We start from the raw sequence: 20,943 nt of genomic DNA on the forward strand, positions 1-20,943 counted from the left end.
GCGATATCCAAGTGATTGAAAAGGTAATAAGATAAGATGAGCTGAAGAGCCAGTAATTAAAAACAGCAGGTCATCTTACCTAATCTCACAATCGCTGTCATTATTTACCCCACTTCTTTATCATGCCATAGAGTCTACGTAAACAAGATCAGGCGGTATTTATGCTGGCAAATGAAGTCCTAAAAACCGAAACTTTGTGACAAGTATTAAGACAAGAGAATAAATATGTACGATGATAATAATATAAAAGCCTTACGGGAACGTATGGTTGCTGCAAACCCCAATCTTGGTCATGCTGAAAATAATGATAAATGGTGGTTACTTGGAACGTCTGGCTGTCATTTGTGCGACATCGCGAAGCAAGTGCTGGTTCAATTTCAAGCCGTACAGCCGATTGCCTATCAACAGGTCGATATCGCTCATTTCGATGAACCATTGATGATGGAATTTGCCACCACTATTCCGGTGATTTTGACACCATCAACACGATTAAACTATCCATTTTCAGTCATGGATTTACAGCAACTTTTCATGCAATCATACATAGCAAACCAACAATAAAAAACGATGTAGTGAGAACATAATGAAAAATTTGAGCAAAATTACTGAAATTGAAGACCTGCGCCGCGTTGCCGAACGTAAAGTACCGCGTATGTTTTATGATTATGTCGATTCAGGCTCATGGACTGAGACGACTTATCGTAGCAATGAAACCGACTTTGACCGTATCAAATTACGGCAGCGGGTATTGGTAGATATGGACAATCGCAGTCTAGCAACCCAGATGATTGGTGAAGAAGTAAAAATGCCCGTCGCCATCGCGCCCACTGGCTTTACCGGTATGATGTGGGCGGATGGCGAGATTCATGCCGCTCGGGCAGCAGAAAAATTCGGCGTGCCGTTTTCGCTATCGACCATGAGTATCTGCTCTATCGAAGATATCGCCACCCATACCAGCAAGCCCTTTTGGTTTCAGCTATATGTGATGCGCGATCATGACTATGTAGCCAATTTGATTCAGCGGGCGAAAGATGCCAATTGTTCGGCGTTGATTCTTACCGCGGATTTACAAGTGCTGGGACAGCGCCATAAGGACATCAAAAATGGCTTGTCTGCACCGCCTAGACCCACACTTGCCAATATCGTCAACTTGATGACCAAGCCTCAGTGGTGTATGAATATGCTGGGCACCAAACGTCATAGCTTTGGCAATATCGTCGGTCATGCAAAAGGAGTGGACGACTTATCTTCTCTCACCGCTTGGACGGAAGAGCAATTTGATCCGCGCTTGAGCTGGGATGATGTGGCGCGCATCAAAGATATGTGGGGCGGCAAATTAATTATTAAAGGTATCATGGAACCTGAAGATGCCATTATGGCTGCTCGTAGCGGTGCCGATGCACTGGTCGTCTCAAACCACGGTGGTCGTCAATTAGATGGCGCCCTCTCTTCCATATCTGCCCTATCCGATATCGTACAAGCGGTGCATGCTGAAAATAGCGATATCGAGGTGTGGTTAGACAGCGGTATTCGCTCGGGTCAGGATGTACTAAAAGCGCGCGCATTGGGTGCAAAAGGCACGATGATTGGTCGCGCTTTTCTTTACGGTCTGGGCGCTTATGGCGAAGATGGCGTGCGACGTGCGCTGGAAATCATCCATAAAGAATGCGATCTATCGATGGCATTCTGTGGTCACACTGATATCAATAATGTCACCACTGATATATTGGTAAAAGGCACTTATGAGAACCTCAAAGTTGCTAATCGTTAAATTTGTCGTTAAATTTGTCATTAAAACGGTCGTTAAAACGATCCACTATTAAGAGTACTAATTTTTTAAAAGTACTACTCATCAAATCATAATGTCATGCAGATGTATGACATTATTTGACCATACCCTTTATACTCTATTTATAACATTCTAATGATATCTCACCTTTATGACCATTCAACAATTATTAAAAACAGCCCCTGTCACCACGCTGTTACTAGCCAGCTTTATTGGGTTATTCATCATGCAAGTACTGACAGGCGTCGACGCCAATAATCCATCGACTGAGGCGCTCTTGAAATGGGGTGCCAATGCATTGCCATTTACCATGGGCGATGAGCCGTGGCGCTTGGTCAGCAGTGCCTTTTTACACATCGGCTTGATGCATTTATTGTTTAATGGATTTGCCATGTATTTCTTTGGGCAGATTGCCGAGCCGATGTTTGGCTCAGCCAAGTTTTTGGCATTGTTTTTACTGGCGGCGATCGGGGGCAACTTACTGAATAACTATGTCACGTGGCACAGTATTGTAGAAGGAACTGGTCAACCGGGTCTATCGGCTGGGGCGTCAGGTGGCATCATGGGTATCGGCGCAGCACTATTAATAGCCGCACTGTTTAAAATATCGGTCAATGGTATGGTGCTCAATCTTAAGAGCTTGATATTTATCATGGGCATCAACCTAGTTTATGGTTTTGCCGTACCGGGTATCGACAATGCGGGGCATATCGGCGGCGCGGTGACTGGCTTAGTGATTGCACTGGCATTCGCAATCGCCTACCGTCAGCGTATGACAATAGCGTTACAGAATACGCCTAACCCAGCTACTTATGACGACCGTTATCGAACGACTTATATCAATTTTCCAGTAAGCAGCGATAGTGATTCTCTTGCTAATAATGAGCACTTTAATACTGTCGGTTTTGACAATAAAAGCAGTTTCCACCCCGACTCTGCTGTAAACTCACACTTAAATACTCATGCTAATCACAGCCACCTTAGTGAACAAGAAACACCGACCAAATCTATCCTTATTTGGCAATTACTACCATGGTTAATTATGCTACTGATTAGCATTGGCTTTATTTGGTGGTGGCAAGATATTCATGATCAAATACTACAAGTATTAAAAACCATTGAGTAAACCTTCATAGTTATTTATCATTGCTAAATAGTTCATGATAACAGCTTACTGGTTAGGTTTTCCTTGCTCGCTTCTTGCTATAAGTCAGAGCGCTTTTAAACCGCTACGGTGTTACCCGCCCTAGATGTACTCAGTTTACTATCTGCGGTCGGTCGCCTTGTAGCGATTCTAAAATTTCTTGACTATACACGATTGCCTCCAATTATTTCATCCATTCACGAGACTCTATTATGTTTAAACCTGTAGCGCTACCTCATATTTCTACGCGCGTCATGCTTAGCGCATTAACGGCTACCGCGTTATTTAGTGTCGCCAGTATGTCCAATGCTGCACTTTTTAAGGACAATTTACCTACTGACCAAGACGCTGTATTAAGCGTGGGCGTCAACGTCATAGCCGTCAACTCAGCCTACGATATGGAAGACAGCCTCGATGTGCGTGTGTTGCCAGGCGCCTTTTATGACAACAATAGATTCTATGTGCGCGGCGCTCAAGCGGGTGCTTATATCATTAATGATGGTAAAAATCAGCTGTCGGCTTATGCTCAGCTCGCTGGCAACGATTTCGATCCTGATGATGCTAGAGGTGCATTACAAGGTCTTGATGAGCGTGAAGCATCAGTCGCTGCTGGTCTAACTTATTTGCGCCGCACGCCCGTCGGTGGTTTCCGTGCTCAAATCGCGACTGATGTTTTAGACCGTAGTGGTGGCAATACTGCCCGCTTGACCTATCTTGCTAGAATTACAAAAGACAAGCTAACGGTCTATCCAAGCATTGGCTTTGAATACAACGATGCTGACTATAATGAATACTATTATGGTGTCAGTGAAAAAGAGTCAGCGGAAACTGGCGTCGCCGCTTATAAGTCCAATTCGAGCTTGAATCCTTACGTTAATATTAGTGCCAACTATGATTTCAATGAACGTTGGGCATTGTTTGCCAATCAAAGCTTAAGCTATCTGCCAAATGAGCAATATGATAGCCCAATGGTTGACTCGCGTACTGAGTCAACTTCGACGCTTGGTTTGCTGTATAAGTTCTAATCAAGCTTAGAGTTTTGATATAAAAAAGACCTTACCGCGTGATGTGATAAGGTCTTTTTTTAACAAGCTATTTCAACATAGTCAATTATTTTAAGCTGTTCAAAACTAGCCTTACTTTTACAACAAAAATTACTTCATAGTCTTGATATAATTTCTGTAATTGATATAGATTTTCTTATAATTTTAGTCTTTATGTGGATCGTATTTATTTGTATTATCTACTATAAATAAAAAATTAATTTTGATTGTTTTGATAGATATTTCTAGAACTATATTTACAGTTTATTATGAGCATGTTACTTAGGTTTAAATCAAATATTATGTTAAGACAAAAACTAGATTACAGCCAACGTTTGATGCTTGAGCAGGTTAAGATAATTGAAAAAGCAGAAATGATTTACTACAAATCATTTCGTATGAGTCCGAGACGTTATCGTAAAAAGTTGAAAAGGCTAGACCCAAGTATTGCTACATGTTTGAATATCATAACTGTAAAGCTTAAAGTTCAAAATGTCGAGCTTGATCTTCATACTTATGAAAAATTATTGTCTAATCCTACTATCAGAGAGCTAGCTGAAAAAAACTTGAAAGTACAAGGATATAAACCTCCCCCTGAATATGACGATCAAGGCAAACCTATATATAAGACTTTTACTCCCATGCCAAATTCAGCACGTAGAATAATGTTACGTGTTTATAAAGAATCTTGGCTACTCATCACTTTTTATATACTACTTCTATTGATCAACCTAATCATTGTTGTTGCAGGTTAAGTTTAAAATCGCCTTAGTATGAATGGATTTTTTAATATCTAGTAGAAATTGAAGGCCTAAAGCAACCTAACGACTCAGCTTTTACAATTAGAAGGTCACGCTATTTCTACATCTTTTTATTGCTAATTCAATACTTCAAAAACGTCAACAAAAAAAGACCTTGCAACACGACAAGGTCTTTTTACTATTCTAAGAAACTATTAAATAGCTTACTTAGGGTTTACCATATCAGCAGGGATAACCCACTCATCAAACTGCGCTTCAGTTAACAGCTCTAGCTCAACCGCAACTTGCTTCAACGTTTTGTTTTCTTTATACGCAGTTTTAGCGATTTTCGCAGCATTCTCATAACCAACATGACGGTTAAGCGCAGTCACTAGCATCAACGAGTTATGCAAAAAGTCATCGATTTTGTCTTTGACTGGCTCGATACCAACGGCACAGTTTTCGTTAAAGCTGTTGCATGCATCGCCAAGTAGCTTGATAGATTGCAACAAGTTAAAGGCAATCACTGGCTTGTAAACGTTAAGCTCAAAGTTACCTGATGCGCCTGCCATGCTGATAGTGACATCGTTACCCATCACTTGAGCGACAACCATGGTCATTGCTTCTGACTGGGTTGGGTTTACTTTACCCGGCATAATAGATGAGCCTGGCTCATTTTCAGGAATCGTCAATTCACCTAGACCACAACGAGGACCTGAGGCTAACCAACGGACGTCGTTAGCGATTTTGTTTAAGCTGCCTGCTAGGGTTTTTAGTGCGCCTGAAGCAAATACTTCGGCATCACGAGCCGCTAGTGCTTCAAACTTATTTGGTGAGGTGACGAATGGCAAGCCAGTCAATGTCGCTAATTGCTCAGCAGCGGTTACGGCATAATCAGGATGCGCGTTTAGACCCGTACCAACCGCAGTACCGCCTAGTGGCAATTCATATAGACCTTGTAGCGCGTTATCGATACGAGTCAATGAATGGTCAAGTTGACTTACATAGCCGCTAAATTCTTGACCTAAAGTCAAAGGCGTCGCGTCTTGTAAATGCGTACGACCAATTTTAACAATGCTATCAAATTCTTTCGCTTTAGCAGCCAAGGTATCACGTAGTGCTTTCACGGCTGGAATCAATAAACCGTTGATTTCACGCGCAGCGGCAACACGAATCGCCGTTGGGAAACTGTCGTTGGTAGACTGTGCATGGTTTACATGGTCATTTGGGTGAATGGGCGTGTAGCTACCGCGCTCAGAACCAGCGATTTCGTTGGCACGGTTGGCCAACACTTCGTTCATGTTCATGTTTGACTGCGTACCAGAACCCGTCTGCCATACAACCAATGGGAACTGATCGGTTAGGCCACCATTGATGATTTCGTCAGCGGCTTGTACGATTAGGTCGCGCTTATCGCCTTCAATACGCTCAAGGCTCGCATTAGTAATTGCAGCGGCTTTTTTGACCAGTGCCATTGCTTCAATCATTGGACGCGGCAAAGGCTCGCCACCGATTTTGAAGTTTTCACGGCTACGCTGGGTTTGCGCACCCCAATAAGCGTCAGCTGGGACTTCCACGTTGCCCATGGTATCTTTTTCGATACGAGTTGCCTGATTCTGTGTCGACATAACTACCCTCTTTGATGGTTTGTTGTATAGCTGCTTCGAAAAAAGTGCAACACACGCTGCACATAAAGGAAAATACGCGGTAAAGTGGCGTTATGATAGCATGACTAGACCGTGTTGAATATTCACAAATAGCCATTGCAGCTCTCTAAAAGCAACAGCCATCATCAATTTAATACATTATTGGATAGTCTATCTATGCATCCTGAGTTAAAAAATTCTGAGTCTCAGATATCTACAGTGAGTAATCCGCCCAGACGGCTATTTACCCGCCAGCGCCGCCAATTAAGTGATGGCACACGCAGACAATATGCTCAGTCTGCAAGCTTGCATTTAATCAAGTTGCAACAGCGCTTACCTCCGCGTGCGCGTATTGGCTTATATTACGATGGCTTTGGTGAGCTACCTACTCAGCCAATATTAGACTGGTGTCAACGCTTAGGCTATTTACCTTATCTGCCTGTGGTTGGTTCGCTCGGTCGTACTAGAAATGGTAATGATGATAAACGTCTGCGCTTTGTGCCTATTTATCAATCAAAGCTGTTAAACATACCGACTCGCATTCATAGCTTAGGCATGAAGCAAAACCATCATCGCCGATTACTTTGGGCGCGAGAATTGGATGTGATTATCTGTCCGCTCGTGGCAGTAGACCTCAACGGCAATCGTATGGGCATGGGTGGCGGCTTTTATGACACGACGTTAGGCAAAGGCTATCGGTCAGGGGCGAAAAAGCCGTTAAAAATTGGCTGGTGTTATGACTTCCAAGTAGTCGAACAATTACGGCGGCAACCGTGGGATGTGCCACTAGATGGTTTAATTACACCAAGCGGCATAAGGTGGTTTTGATGAAAGACGATAAACAATCTGATAAAAAAGAATCCAGCGCTGATAATGTGGATGAATATTTGCAAGCGTTAGGTAGCGAGGATGCTAGAGAGTTGCGTTACTACAGTCAAGAGCAACCTTTTAGCTCTGATGAGATGACACGGCTAGTCAATGAAGAACGCTTGAATGAGTTGCTCGCACAAAGTGATGCGTTTTTGCGTGGTTTGAATGATGGGATAAAAGATTTTGAAAATGACAATAAAGACCCATAGAGGATTTGCAAAGACAACAATGAGCTACTTTCGCTCAAAACCACTAAGGGTAGTTTTTGCTATCTTGTGGATCATTTTCGTCGGTCTTATTATCACTTTAGGTTTTAGCACAGATCCCTATTTACTTCACGTTCAGAATATTCCTCTTCCGCATCCCTATCCTATAGAATTAGTCGTTATATTAATAATGGCAATGCTGTTTCATTTAAGCTTACTGGTGACTATGGATGTATATATGGATAGTCGCTGGAAGTTTTTCACTATGCTCGGGACTAGCATTTTATTTTTATTTGGTTTCGGTATGATGGCGATGCATGCACCGCCGTCATTAAGTGGGATGATTTTTTGGACGTTTTTGTCCTCTTTACTATTTTTATTTCTTTGCTTTTGGCAGGTCTATTTATTTGTTTTAAGGCGATTTTTTCGTAGAGAATCAGTTTAATAACAAGGTAATTGATATTTTAAAGCTGGGTTAAAAACCCAGCCTACACCAATCTCTACTTAACTTTGATAGCCTACAACACCATCGCCGCAATCCAACCAAATATCAATAATGGAATGTTGTAATGCAAGAATGTCGGCACCACACTGTCCTTGATATGGTCATGCTGACCGTCGATGTTTAGACCAGAAGTAGGTCCAAGAGTCGAATCTGATGCTGGAGAACCTGCATCGCCCAACGCGCCAGCCGTACCAATAATCGCCACGGTTGCCAATGGCGAAAACCCTAACGAGATACATAGCGGTACATAAATCGCAGCCAAAATAGGAATGGTCGAGAATGACGAACCAATACCCATGGTCACAATTAAACCAATTAACAGCATAATAAATGCAGCTATCGCTTTATTACCTGCGAATAATGACGCGGCACCATCAACTAATGGCTGAATCTGCTCAGTCGCTTTCATAACTTCCGCAAAGCCTTGTGCGGTAATCATAATAAAGCCAATCATCGCCATCAATTTGATACCGTCATTAAAGACTGTATCGGCTTCACTCCATTTAACGACGCCCGTCGCCATAAAGACGCCAAAGCCAAACATTGAGCCAAGCAAAAGTGAGTCAGTATACATCTGCACCACAAATGCCGTCACAATTGCGGCTAGCGCCACCAACGTTTTCATCTTGCTTTGTGTTTGCGCACCAGCTGCGGTTTTGCTTAACGCGTCACCCTCTAACACTTCATCATGCGCAGCTTTATCAATTGCTAGCTGCTGATACTGGCGCGGTTTACGGTAGCTGATAAATACGGCGACGAGTAAGCCTACAAACATACCCAAAGCGGGAATTGCCATGGCTTTGGTGACTGAGATGTTACTGATATCAATGCCTGCTTCGCCGACGTTTTTCAGCATGATTTGATTGAGATAAATATCGCCAAAGCCATACGGAATAAACATGTAAGTGGTCACAAGACCAAAAGTCAGCAAACAAGCAATTAAACGTCTATCGATGTGCATGCGATTGAAGGCGAGCAATAATGGCGGTACTAACAATGGAATAAAGGCAATATGAATAGGGATTAAGTTTTGGCTAAAGCAGCTCATGGTGATTAAACCTGCAAACAGCATGTATTTAATCATGCCACTGGTGCCGCCCGCATCAATGCGTTTGATCACCGCCCCTGCCAGTGACTGTGGCAATCCTGAATGCGCAATCGCCACTGCAAAAGCCCCAAGCAGCGCATATGACAGCGCAATTTGTGCGCCATTTCGGATACCTTCTTGAAAGGCATTCAAAGTATCGGTCATACCCAAACCAGCGATGAGTCCGCCTGCCAGCGCACCGATTAATAAGCTGAGTACCACGTGTACACGCGCCAAAGACAGCCCTAGCATGATGATGACTGCCAGCAGTACCGCATTGATGGTCATATATTGCCTCTTATTCTGTCTGCTATAGTCTGATTAAGACCTATTAATATCTCATGGATGATGGATATCACCCTCGTCTCTAAACCGCTTGACGCTAAAACCACCGTTTAAGACGCGCGTCAGTTTACCTTATTTTGCACACAAATCCTACGCACAGAACCCAATAGGTGTTAGCTATGCACTTATTACCCATGCTCTGTATACATTGAATTTCAGCTAATATTTAAAATTATGAATAACAATATGACTCGCAGTCTTTAGATAGATACAACTATTTTGCGCAGATAAGCGTGTGACTTTGCCTACAAGCCTTGCAATTTTATCGGTGAGCACCATTTATCTAAACATGAACCACGAACTTGACTTTACAAGTCTGGTGAACGAGGAAGAATATATGAGTGAACATAAAATTGCCCAAGACAATATCGACATCGATGTCGACGTTTCATCTACTGTTGCTGATGATCAAGAGCGAGACAGCGCGCCTGACGATGCGACAGGTGATGTAGCTATAACAGCTGATCGCGTTGAAGATGGTGATAGCAAAAATAGTGATGATAAAGATAATGATGACGACAACACTATTGAAGACGATGAAGCAAAAGACGATAGTATAAAAGGTGACGGTACAGAAAACTATTTACCACTACTGGCATTGCGCGATGTTGTCGTTTATCCGCACATGCAGATTGCCTTGTTCGTCGGTCGTGAGCCATCGGTAAAGGCCGTTGAATTGGCACAGGCTGAGTACGGTAATAAAGTCTTGGTCGTGGCACAAAAAGACTCGCTGACTGAAGACATTGATCAAGATAACTTGTATCAATACGGTACGGTTTGCCGTATCGTCAGTACCATGCCGCATGACAGTGATGAGAATTGCATCAAAGTATTGATCGAAGGTCAATATCGTGCGCGCGTTGATACTATAGAAAATCACGATACATTATTAATGGCAAGCTTTGAGCGTGCTGACCTTGATGTCAGTATGGATGAGAGCCAGCAGAAAAACACGATTCAAGCATTAACTACATTGTTTGAAAGTTATGCAGATGCGCGTCTGCGTAATGCTCGCGAGCTGACTCGTGTGGCAAAACGTATCGATGACTTGCTTGAGCTGGTTTATTTCATATCGACCCGTGTGTCGATGGATTTAGATATTAAGCAATCATTCTTAGAAAATGATGATCTTAAAACCCATATCAACACCTTAACCGAATATTTGGTTAAGCAGAGTGCTGAACAAAATATCGAGCAAGATATCCAAGAAGCTGTCCGTCAGCAAATGGAAGACAATCAGCGCGAATACTTCTTAAACGAGAAGATGAAAGCCATTAAAAATGAGCTGTCAGATATGAATGACGGTGCGTTTGATGGCGAAGATGATGTGGCTGAGCTAGAGCAGCGTCTAGAAGATGCCGACTTACCAGAAGATGTGCGCAAAAAAGCGGATCAAGAGCTGAAAAAGCTCAAAATGATGCCACCTGCCTCGAGTGAATCGTCAGTGGTGCGCAACTATATTGAATGGATTTTGGACACACCGTGGAATGCCACAACCAAGGTTTCCATCAATTTAGAAAAAGCCAAAACCGTCTTAGATGAAGACCATTATGGCTTGCAAGATGTGAAAGATCGCATCTTAGAATACCTCGCCGTGCAATCAAGAGTGAAAAAACTGCGCGGTCCGATTCTTTGTTTAGTCGGTCCTCCAGGTGTTGGTAAAACCTCATTAGGCGAGTCGATTGCCCGTGCGACTGGTCGTAAGTTTGTACGTATGGCACTAGGCGGCGTGCGTGATGAAGCCGAGATTCGTGGTCATCGCCGTACTTATATCGGTGCGATGCCAGGTAAAATTGTGCAGTCATTGGCGAAAGTCGAAGTTAAAAACCCGCTATTCTTATTAGATGAAATCGATAAGATGGCGCAAGACTTCCGCGGTGATCCAGCATCAGCATTGCTTGAAGTGTTAGATCCCTCACAGAACGATACTTTTAACGACCATTATTTAGATATGGATTTAGATTTATCGCAAGTGATGTTTATCTGTACCGCTAACAGCATGGATATTCCGCCTGCCCTGCTTGACCGTATGGAAGTCATTCGTCTACCGGGTTATACCGAAGAAGAAAAGGTCAACATCGCGCAGAAGTACTTGGTGCCAAAAGCCATTAAGAATAACGGTCTCAAAGAAGGCGAAATTGAGATTGTTGAAGCGGCATTGCATAGCATCGTGCGTAGCTATACGCGTGAAGCCGGTGTGCGTAACCTTGAGCGTGAAGTCAATAAAATCTGCCGTAAAGTCGTTCGCGGTTCGGTTGAAACCCATGGCGCACGTGCTCCGAAGAAAGCAGAACGTCAGCTGGTTGTGGTCGATGACAAAAATATCGATGATTATCTAGGTGTCCATCAGTATGACTACGGTCTGGCGGAAGAAGAGCCTGAAATTGGTCGTATTACTGGGCTTGCGTGGACCCAAGTCGGTGGTGAGCTACTTACTATCGAAGCAGTGGCGATGAAGGGCAAAGGTGAGCTTAGCTTTACAGGCTCACTCGGTGATGTGATGAAAGAGTCGATTCGCGCTGCCATGAGCGTGGTACGTGCTCGCGGAGACAGTTTGGGTATCGACTACGAAACCTTTAAGACGACTGATGTCCACGTCCATATGCCAGAAGGTGCCACGCCGAAAGATGGTCCATCGGCTGGTGGTGCGCTAACCACAGCGCTGGTTTCAGCATTAACGGGTATTGCCATTCGCCCAGATATCGCCATGACAGGCGAGATTACTCTGCGAGGTAAAATCCTGCGTATCGGTGGTCTCAAAGAGAAGCTACTAGCTGCCCATCGAGGTGGTATCAAGCATGTGTTGATTCCAGCGACCAACGAGCGTGACTTGGCCGATATCCCTGATAACGTGAAAGCTGGTCTGACCATTCAGCCAGTGGCAACGATTGATGAGATATTAAAAGTAGCCTTGGTCAGTATGCCAGTGCCGCTTAAACCAGCTAAAGTGACGGTTGATAAAACCTCAAGCAAAGCGCTGCATAACTAATCTGATTAGTTACTAATCCAGTCTTATAAATCAGAAAGCCGCTCATCATAACGATGGGCGGCTTTTTTTTGGCAAAAATAAAGACCACTCTTAATAATACCTTATGCTATATTTTAGACAAATGTTTATTAATTAGGAAAGTGCAATGTTAAATCATTTAAGGGTACCTCTAGTTGTAATAAGCACATTACTACCCCTCGCTTTGTTAGGCTGCCAAACCAACAGCCTTAATCATTCAGCACAAACCAGGACCGTCATCGACGATAAAAACTGGTCAGCGACCACGCTCGAATCCAGACTGTTTCAAACCACCACAAAATATGAGTGGCAATTAACCTATGTCAGCGATGATAAGGGTCGAATCAAGGCTTTTAACCAAAAGCTGCCTTTGATAATGGAGGTACATCCAAGCCTTTTAACATTTACAGAAGGCTGTCAACGTCACCAAGTTTCTTTTGATATGTGGTTACCATTACCTTACCTTTACGGGCAAATCAATGTCAGCGAACCATCTGATAACTGCACCACAGTAAACCATTCAATTATCGAAAACTTGAGTAATAAAAACACAATCAAAAACAAAACAGGAAATGTCGTAAATAGTGTTTTTATACCCTATTCAGATACAGCTTTCAGATTTGATCCAGTACTAGCAAACTCTGCACAGAGTTCTAACAAGACATTAAAACAGCTGGCTCTAAAAACCAATAAAGGAAAAACACTGATTTTTTCGGGTACGCCCAAGCCTGAATATCCTGTGGCGGGCATACCGCTTATCAATGAATTATTAGAGCGATACCAATGGCGTCTTATTAGTGCAACTGACGATACCAATAAAACTATTAATAAATTTAATCGTCCAGATGTACCTATTACTGCAAACTACAGGCTTGGTTCACATGATTATAGCAATCCTCAGCAAAGTAGTTTTAGCCAAGGTATTGGATTTTCTGTCGGATGCAATGGGGCTGGTGGGTCTTATGCTTTATCTACTAATCAAACGTTGCTAATTGGTGGCAACCCTTCAACGATGGTAGGGTGTGGTGATGACATTGATGATATTGAATCAAGTCTTAGCCGCCTAATGCTTTATAGTTCTAGTCAGTTAACACTGATCAATCTTGATACGCAGAGAGTATCTAATCCTTCTGATAATTCTGAATCCAGCTATCTCCTTACTCAAAAGTTAGAATCAGGCGAAACTTTAGTATGGCAAAACGAAGTAAAGAAAATACCGTAAACAATTTTCAAACCCATACGATACTTACATTTATTAACCGATTGTTGCGCATTTGATGAATAACTATATCTAATCCTTAGCTATACTGATAACGATATTAACGAATGTTTATAGAAATCAAAAAACACTTACCTCTAAACATTTAAGAGTTAGCTTTGTATCAAAAATAACTAAACATTAAAAACCATTGGAGAAAACAATGAATAAGACGATGCTTGCAAGTGCGCTATTATGTGGTTCAGCGTTAGTAATGACGGGTTGCCAAACGGTCGAAGGTCAAATGCAAACTGGCAATCCACTTAGCCAACCCGCCTTAAAATCTACTATTAATGCAGTCGCTGGTAATAAAAATGAAGTGGGTCAAGTATTCTTACGTCCAGTTGATGGCGGCGTACAAGTTTACGGTAAGCTGATGAATTTGCAGCCGGGCAAAACAGTATCATTACATATTCACGAAACAGGCAGCTGTGCTGATATGGGCAAAGCGGCAGGTGGTCACTTTAATCCTGACAATAAGCCTCACTCTAATCCTGATGATATGAATGGTCATGCTGGCGACTTGCCTAATCTGACTGCCAATGCAGATGGCGTGGCTACTATTAACTATGTGAATAAGAAAATCTCTGTCGCTGATGCTGGTAAATATAGCGTTAATCGTCTAGCCTTTATCGTGCATAGCGGTGCTGATGACTATACTAGCCAACCAGCTGGTAATGCAGGCGACCGCGTTGCTTGCGGTATCATCGAAAAGAACTAATAGCATCTGAACTTAGCTGTTATTGATAGCACAACTATGAATAGCACAAAAAAACCTCTTAGATTATCTAAGAGGTTTTTTTATTTAAAGCGATTGATGATAAAAGTAAGACAGACTTACTCCTCTACCCATTTGCCATTACGCCAATACACACCCCAACGTGTGGCCTTGCCATTTTTCTCAGAGCCGATATATTGCTCTTTCTTCTTACGTGACCAGCGTAAGATGGTGGGATTACCATCTGGATCTTCATCTGGACCTTCAAACAAATACTGGAATTTATCTTCCATTTTATCTTTGATTTCGCGTAGCTCAGCCAGCTTTGGTGCGCGTGTCTCGCGTACTTTCGGGAATTTAGACGCCGCCAAGAACATCCCAGCTGCCCCTTCACGCAAGATAAAGTAATCATCGTGCTTGTTTGATTTCAGCTCTGGCAGATGAATGGGATCCATGCGCGGCGGTGCGGCTTCGCCTGTTTTTAGCACTTTACGCGTATTATCACATTGCTGACAAGCGAAGTAAGGACCAAAACGTCCCGTCTTTAGCTCCATTTGTCCATCGCACTTATTACAGTCAATGGTTGGAGAATCAGAGCCAGGCACTTCGAATTTGCCTTCTTCTAAGACATAACCATCACAATCAGGATTATTACCACACACATGCAGTTTCAGACCGCCATCGACGATATAACCATTCATTGCCGTGCTACATTTCGGGCAACGCTTTTTCTCCATCAAATCGCGAACTTCTGCCGCTTCATCATCACCTTCTGCCTCATCAAGATTGGCAAAAGCTTCGACGGGCATTAAATTCTTAGTGCCTTTACAGCGCTCTTTTGGCGGTAAATTATAGCCAGTACACCCTAAGAATACACCCGTTGAGCCAGTACGTAATTGCATTGGACGATCGCAAAGATCGCAATGCACGTCTGGTACGTCAGTTGGATCATTTGGACGCATGCCGTCTTTTTCTTTGGCGCGATCAAGCGTTGTTTTGAAGTCGCCATAGAAATTATCGAGGACATCTTTCCAATCTGTATCACCTTCTGCGACATGGTCAAGCTTGTCCTCTAGTGCGGCGGTAAAGGTATAATCCATCAAATCTGGAAAGCTTGCAGTCAGTCTGTCGGTGACGATATCACCCATTTTTTCAGCAAACAAGCGCTTGTTCTCAAGCTTCACATAGCCGCGATCTTGAATGGTCGAGATGATAGACGCATAAGTTGATGGACGACCAATGCCCTTTTTCTCAAGCTCTTTCACCAAACTTGCCTCGGTATAGCGCGGTGGCGGCTTGGTGAAATGCTGACTCGGATCGAGCTTATCTAGTATTAATTTATCGCCTTTTTTCACATCTGGTAATAAGGTATCGTCAGTTTTTGCCGGTGGCATAACCTTGGTGTAACCATCAAATACTAACGTACGACCACGTGCTTTTAGCTCGACATCATTGGCAGCGACGAATAGATTCACTGACAAGTATTTTGCTGGCAGCATCTGACAAGCGACAAACTGACGCCAAATCAGCTCGTACAGGCGGATGGCATCACGCTCGACCCCTTTAAGCTGCGTTGACTTCATATTGACGTTAGATGGACGAATCGCCTCATGCGCCTCTTGTGCGCCTTGTTTGTTGCCGTAGAAATTTGGCTTTTCGGGTACGTATTTTGCGCCATAGCTGTCTTCGATATAGCCACGTACCGCAGCAAGTGCATCACCAGATAAGAAAGTCGAGTCGGTACGCATATAAGTAATATGACCCGCTTCGTATAAGCGCTGCGCCAAAATCATGGTCTTTTTAACTGAAAAGCCCAATCGTGTGCTGGCTGCTTGCTGTAATGTCGAGGTGATAAACGGCGCACTCGGACGCGATTGCGTTGGCTTCTCTTCACGCTCTTTGACGATAAAGTCGCTTGAGTTAAGCACTGCTAAGACTTTATCAGTCTGCTCTTTATTGACAAGCTTAAGCGTTTTGCCGCCTTGCTTGGTCGCCTCTAAGCGAATCGCAATTTGCTCAGCGTCCTTTTTGCTACTGGCAACGTGAGTATCGGCATGAATTTGCCAATACTCTTCTGGTATAAAGGCGCGAATTTCATGTTCTCTTTCTACGACCAGACGCATAGCAACGGACTGAACGCGACCTGCAGAGAGACCGCGAGCAACCTTTTGCCACAGCAGCGGCGATACCATAAAGCCAACGACACGGTCTAAAAAGCGCCGCGCTTGTTGGGCATTGACACGGTCGATATCGAGTTTGGATGGCTGCTTAAAGGCATTTTGAATGGCTGATTTGGTAATCTCGTTAAAAACCACACGCTCATACTTACTGTCAGCGCCGCCGATGACTTCTTTAAGATGCCACGCAATCGCCTCCCCCTCTCTATCCATATCCGTTGCCAGATAGATTTTGTCAGCGTCTTTAGCTAAGGCTTTAAGCTCTTTAATGACCTTAGTTTTATTTGGTAATACTTCATAAACTGCTGCCCAGTCATGTTCTGGATCGACGCCCATGCGCCGTACCAAGGCTTGCTGGGTTTTTTCTTCTTTGCTTAGACTGTCATCTTTTTTGGTCGTTGTTGGTTTTTTTGCACTTTTGCTTGCGCCAACTGGTAGATCACGGACATGACCAATACTGGAGCGCACGATAAAGTCATCGCCAAGGTATTTATTGATTGTTTTTGCCTTGGCAGGTGATTCTACAATCACCAAAGACTTGCCCTTTGGACTGCCTTTGGGATTACCAGCAGCGGGCGCTGGACTTTTTTTGGTTGCGGTTTTTGCCATATGTGACGACACCATTATTATATGAGTAAATTAAAAGTAAGAATAAATACAGCAGCATGGCAATTTATAATTGTGAGTTATAGTAGCGCGGTGAATCATTATAGTAATAGCTGCTTAAAAAAACGTTTATAAAACAAACAATAACCATAAGATAAAGAGTCAGTTATAAAGACGTTACACTGCTAAGCGTTACACTGTCAACTGTAAATGACTGAGAGTTTGCCAAAAGTGCTTGCATATTGCTTATAAATGGAGATTAAAAAATTATTTTCTACCTTGTAGCCGTTTTATAGGCGCTTTTGCATCTCTGACGCCCATTGTTCAAGCTGTTTTTTGAGCACCAACAAATCTGCTTCAATCAATTTTTGCTGATAAGCAGGATTGGATGAAGGACGCACATAAGCGATATCTTCCCAATAAATCACGATACTATTCGCCTTAGTCAGCAAACCTTTAACAAATGGCTCAATACTGACTGGCAAATCTAGCGGCGCTTTATCCAAGCTAAAATTGGTCTTTTTGACAATCGTATTATTAGTGCTGTTATTAGCACGAATCGCACTCGGAATCGTGAGCTTAACATCATCTTTGCTTGTATCGACAAAACTACTATCTGGTCGCCATTGCCCATCAATCACTTGATAGCGTGTGTGCGGCAGCTGCACATCATCTAACACTAAACAGTATTGACCTAACATTCCACGCCCATATTCGTTGTCTTTACCTTTGATCCAATCAGGGCAACTCACCAGCTTTGGATTCAATTGCAAACGGCGCGCGGTCATGCGCAGCTTATCCAAACGCTGATCGATACCGTTAGGTTTGAGCGCCATCATACTCCCTAATACAAATAGTACAATGATAACGCCAATGAATGTTCCCATGATGATCCGACCTTTTGGATAAATAAAAATGTACTAAAAAATAAAACCACTACTATCTATACAACAGGCTACAACAAAGACAGTGATTACCCAGCTAACTATAAAAAAGCAATCACTGATTGTTTGAGCAGTAACTTTTTAACCAGTCATTTTTTAACCAGTAGCGTTCTAATGAGCATCTGTTTCATAAATGATTGTCTAAATACTGGCTACTATATAGAAGCTTATAATGAGCACGAACCGTTAAAAATCAAGCATGATGAGTTGATAATCACCAACCACTCACGTTTTCGAATCTCGATGGTTTGGCTATATGTGCTAATAGATCAAACACTTAGCTCGAATAAAAAACAGCGTAATAATGAGATACAAAAAGTTGTCAGCATCAAAAAGTGCTATGATAAACCATAATTTTAAACGCGCGCAGGTTTATTATGAATTATCTTCTTAAGCGAAACTCATCGACCGCTTCACTAGCGAGCAAATGTGTCCATAAACTCATGAGTAAAACTGGGCTCACCCTCTCGCTAGTAGGCGCTGCCTTATTTACCCTATCAGGCTGTGCAACGACGCAAAATCTTACCCCGCAGCAATGTCAAGAAAGCAACTGGCAAGAAGTCGGCTATGCTGATGGCTTACAAGGGCGTTCAGGTGCTTATTTCGGTCATTACGCTGATAGCTGCGCAAAGGTAGGTGGTCCCATGCCCAACCGCATACAATGGGAGCAAGGACGACAGCAAGGTCTCAAAAGCTACTGCACCGAGCTCAATGCTTATAAACTTGGTCGCGAAGGCTACGACTGGCAGCCCGTTTGTCCGCTCGAAGGCATCGAAAAGCTAGAAGAAGCTTATGCGCAAGGACGTTACTACTATATCCGTCAACGTGATCTCGATTACCTACGTTCGCCTTATCCGTTTGGCTACGGGCCTGGGCGCTTCGGTTACGGCTATCATCCCTTTGGCTATGGCTGGTAAAAAGAAAACCCCAATGAGTACTTAATTTGAGGTTTAAGTACTCATTGAGGCTGGAGAAAAGTTTATTATTTTTGTTTTATTATTATATTAGCTACCTTTTTGATGGTTGGTTGGCTATCTAGCGAACATCATATGATAATCATGTCTTTTATAGACTCACCTTATTCATTGACAAAGGCTATCTTTGTAAGTCCTGCTTGACTGGCAGCGGCTAGCACTTGAGCGACCGTGTCATACTTACTGTCTTTGTCAGCACGCAATTGTACAGAGGGGTCTTTACCTCCAGCACTTTGCTGCTGTAACCGTGCCTCTAACTCCTCCATGCTAATCGCATCGCTGTCCCAAAATATCCCTGCGTCTTTATCGATGCTAATTTGAATAGCCTCTGGTGGCGCCTCATTTAACGCAGCGCTGGTCTTCGGTAACTCTAGTGGCACTGTCGGATTCAGTACGGTCGCCGTCAATAGAAATATAATCATCAATACCAGCATGATGTCGATAAGCGGAATGAGGTTCATCTCACTCATGCTTTGACTGTCATCATCACCCAATTGAAATGCCATAATTACTCTCAATACATTTGGTTATTCGCAATATAGCTCGCTTGACTATCGCCTAACGGACTGTCCCATCAATGGATAATCGTTAAGGCTGCGACGCGGCTGAACTATGATAATGAGTCACTTGCTGAGCATCTGCTGTGTTTGAGTGCATACCCTTTGCTAACGAATCTTGGGTAACAGTCGATTTGCTGTCCGTTAACGGCTGCTGGGTAACGACCATTTTGGCAGAACGTGCCAATAAGTCATGCGCTCTATCGTTGGCGTGATACATCACACGGCGATTGATACGCACTGCAAGGTTATAAAATACCACGGCTGGAATCGCCACGGCGATCCCCAAACCTGTCATGATAAGTGCCTCACCGACTGGCCCTGCTACTTGTCCCAAGCCTGCTTGCCCACTCATGCCAATGTTATGTAGCGCATGAAAAATTCCCCATACCGTCCCAAACAAACCGATAAATGGCGCAATTGCGGCTGTCGTCCCAAGAATAGGTAAGCCGCGCTCACTGGCAAAACGGTAACGACCAATATGCTTGAGCAAGATCTGCTCAGTAACCAAACGGCGAGTAGTGGCATCTGCTGCTATCATCTCAGCCTGCTTTACTTGAATCTGTTGACTCAAATCATCTGCAACATTGGCGGCCAATTTGCGGCTTTGTAGCACACGAATGATGCCTGTCACCCAAGAAAGAATAGATAAAGCAAGCAACAAAAAGAACAAAGTTTTTGTCACCATGTCGCTGATTTGCCAGTATTGCATAAAGTCCATGTCAGACTCCTTTGTATTTTATTACCATTGTTCGATTATTTGCGATTGCGCCGATGCTTGGTACTAATAATCATGTATTTATGGCACATTATAAGTAACAGGTAATGTGACATTACCGACGACTGGCACGCCATTTTTAGTAAAAGGTCTGAATTTTCCAGAGCTTACTTGACGCTGCGCCTCTTTATCTACTATTGAATTGCCTGAAGATTGAGCAACGCGGGCACTATCAATACCGCCCTGTTTATTCACTCTTAATATCAATACCACTTTGAATGTATCACCCGAAGATGCTCTACGAGCGGCTCGAGTAGGAAAGCTAAAGTTTGGCGCTGATGCCCAGTCTGCAGCACTAGCAGTAAAGCTCACGGGTTCATTGCTTGCAGCGGCGGCTGCTTTTTGCGCGGCATCTTTAGCCGCTTTGTCTTCTGCTGCTTTTCTGGCATTCGCTTCGGCTTGAGCCTCTCGGGCAGCCTTGGCATCGGCTATTTTCTTAGCTTCTTGTACTGCTCTATCATGGGCTTCTTGAGCGGCCTTTTGTGATTCTGCTGCTAGAATCTTACGTCGTTCTTCAGCTTCACGTTGACTATCAGCCATTGAGGTATC

18 protein-coding genes are annotated in these 20,943 nt (G+C 43.3%); 11 read left to right on the forward strand and 7 right to left on the reverse strand.

Features of this window, described 5'->3' with window-relative positions:
* Positions 1–225: 225 nt before the first annotated feature.
* The 5 genes from B2575_RS11930 (at position 226) to B2575_RS11950 (ending at position 4,731) form a co-directional block, all read left to right on the forward strand.
* Positions 226–561 carry a glutaredoxin family protein gene (locus B2575_RS11930; RefSeq protein WP_296242262.1) on the forward strand — a complete coding sequence of 112 codons (336 nt, stop codon included), beginning with the start codon at positions 226–228 and terminating at the stop codon, positions 559–561.
* Positions 562–583: 22 nt separating this feature from the next.
* Entirely contained in the window at positions 584–1,771 is a 1,188-nt protein-coding gene (locus B2575_RS11935; protein WP_296242263.1) for an alpha-hydroxy acid oxidase, read from the forward strand.
* Between the two features lie 169 nt (positions 1,772–1,940).
* Complete coding sequence (locus B2575_RS11940) at positions 1,941–2,915, forward strand: rhomboid family intramembrane serine protease (protein WP_296242265.1); 975 nt, start codon at positions 1,941–1,943, stop codon at positions 2,913–2,915.
* Positions 2,916–3,145: 230 nt separating this feature from the next.
* The gene (locus tag B2575_RS11945) at positions 3,146–3,958 is read left to right on the forward strand and encodes a MipA/OmpV family protein (RefSeq protein ID WP_060491661.1); all 813 of its coding nucleotides are present in this window, start codon (positions 3,146–3,148) and stop codon (positions 3,956–3,958) included.
* A 287-nt stretch (positions 3,959–4,245) separates the two neighbouring features.
* On the forward strand, positions 4,246–4,731 hold the full coding sequence (locus B2575_RS11950; protein ID WP_296242266.1) for a hypothetical protein: 486 nt from the start codon (positions 4,246–4,248) through the stop codon (positions 4,729–4,731).
* 209 nt (positions 4,732–4,940) lie between these two features.
* Here the strand turns inward: B2575_RS11950 and fumC are convergent, their stop codons facing one another.
* Positions 4,941–6,344: a class II fumarate hydratase gene (gene fumC / locus B2575_RS11955; protein WP_296242267.1), complete on the reverse strand. Its 1,404-nt coding sequence runs from the start codon at positions 6,342–6,344 to the stop codon at positions 4,941–4,943.
* Positions 6,345–6,539: 195 nt separating this feature from the next.
* Here fumC and B2575_RS11960 point away from each other — a divergent pair, with 195 nt between their 5' ends.
* The gene (locus B2575_RS11960) at positions 6,540–7,190 is read left to right on the forward strand and encodes a 5-formyltetrahydrofolate cyclo-ligase (RefSeq protein WP_296242268.1); all 651 of its coding nucleotides are present in this window, start codon (positions 6,540–6,542) and stop codon (positions 7,188–7,190) included.
* Complete coding sequence (locus tag B2575_RS11965; protein ID WP_201560363.1) at positions 7,190–7,441, forward strand: hypothetical protein; 252 nt, start codon at positions 7,190–7,192, stop codon at positions 7,439–7,441. Before B2575_RS11960 ends, B2575_RS11965 begins: the two co-directional genes overlap by 1 nt.
* A 515-nt stretch (positions 7,442–7,956) precedes the next feature.
* Here B2575_RS11965 and B2575_RS11970 read toward each other — a convergent pair.
* Positions 7,957–9,318, reverse strand: a complete 1,362-nt coding sequence (locus B2575_RS11970; protein WP_201599941.1) for a Na+/H+ antiporter family protein — start codon at positions 9,316–9,318, stop codon at positions 7,957–7,959.
* A 613-nt stretch (positions 9,319–9,931) separates the two neighbouring features.
* Here B2575_RS11970 and lon point away from each other — a divergent pair.
* The 3 genes from lon to B2575_RS11985 all read left to right on the forward strand — a co-directional run bounded on the left by lon (position 9,932) and on the right by B2575_RS11985 (position 14,361).
* Entirely contained in the window at positions 9,932–12,364 is a 2,433-nt protein-coding gene (lon, locus tag B2575_RS11975; RefSeq protein ID WP_414707440.1) for an endopeptidase La, read from the forward strand.
* Positions 12,365–12,509: 145 nt separating this feature from the next.
* Positions 12,510–13,604, forward strand: coding sequence for a hypothetical protein (locus tag B2575_RS11980; RefSeq protein WP_296242271.1), 1,095 nt, complete (start codon positions 12,510–12,512; stop codon positions 13,602–13,604).
* A 199-nt stretch (positions 13,605–13,803) separates the two neighbouring features.
* Entirely contained in the window at positions 13,804–14,361 is a 558-nt protein-coding gene (locus tag B2575_RS11985) for a superoxide dismutase family protein (RefSeq protein ID WP_045444459.1), read from the forward strand.
* Positions 14,362–14,477: 116 nt separating this feature from the next.
* On the opposite strand, the gene topA is transcribed toward B2575_RS11985, so the two are convergent.
* Positions 14,478–17,144: a type I DNA topoisomerase gene (gene topA, locus B2575_RS11990; RefSeq protein WP_296242274.1), complete on the reverse strand. Its 2,667-nt coding sequence runs from the start codon at positions 17,142–17,144 to the stop codon at positions 14,478–14,480.
* A 287-nt stretch (positions 17,145–17,431) separates the two neighbouring features.
* A complete protein-coding gene (locus B2575_RS11995; RefSeq protein WP_055125173.1) occupies positions 17,432–18,028 on the reverse strand; it encodes a hypothetical protein in 597 nt (198 codons plus the stop codon).
* 500 nt (positions 18,029–18,528) lie between these two features.
* Here B2575_RS11995 and B2575_RS12000 point away from each other — a divergent pair, with 500 nt between their 5' ends.
* Positions 18,529–19,002 carry a DUF2799 domain-containing protein gene (locus B2575_RS12000; protein WP_109589456.1) on the forward strand — a complete coding sequence of 158 codons (474 nt, stop codon included), beginning with the start codon at positions 18,529–18,531 and terminating at the stop codon, positions 19,000–19,002.
* 161 nt (positions 19,003–19,163) lie between these two features.
* Here B2575_RS12000 and B2575_RS12005 read toward each other — a convergent pair whose 3' ends face one another.
* The 3 genes from B2575_RS12005 to B2575_RS12015 all read right to left on the reverse strand — a co-directional run.
* Positions 19,164–19,565 (reverse strand): ExbD/TolR family protein, encoded by a 402-nt coding sequence (locus tag B2575_RS12005; protein ID WP_045444454.1) that lies wholly within the window; start codon positions 19,563–19,565, stop codon positions 19,164–19,166.
* A gap of 82 nt (positions 19,566–19,647) precedes the next feature.
* Positions 19,648–20,337 carry a MotA/TolQ/ExbB proton channel family protein gene (locus B2575_RS12010; protein ID WP_296242278.1) on the reverse strand — a complete coding sequence of 230 codons (690 nt, stop codon included), beginning with the start codon at positions 20,335–20,337 and terminating at the stop codon, positions 19,648–19,650.
* A gap of 78 nt (positions 20,338–20,415) precedes the next feature.
* Positions 20,416–20,943 (reverse strand): energy transducer TonB (locus B2575_RS12015; protein WP_296242279.1); only part of this gene is annotated, 528 nt, incomplete at its 5' end.

The organism is Psychrobacter sp. UBA6739, from assembly GCF_002453835.1.
Classification (GTDB): Bacteria; Pseudomonadota; Gammaproteobacteria; order Pseudomonadales; family Moraxellaceae; genus Psychrobacter; species Psychrobacter immobilis_A.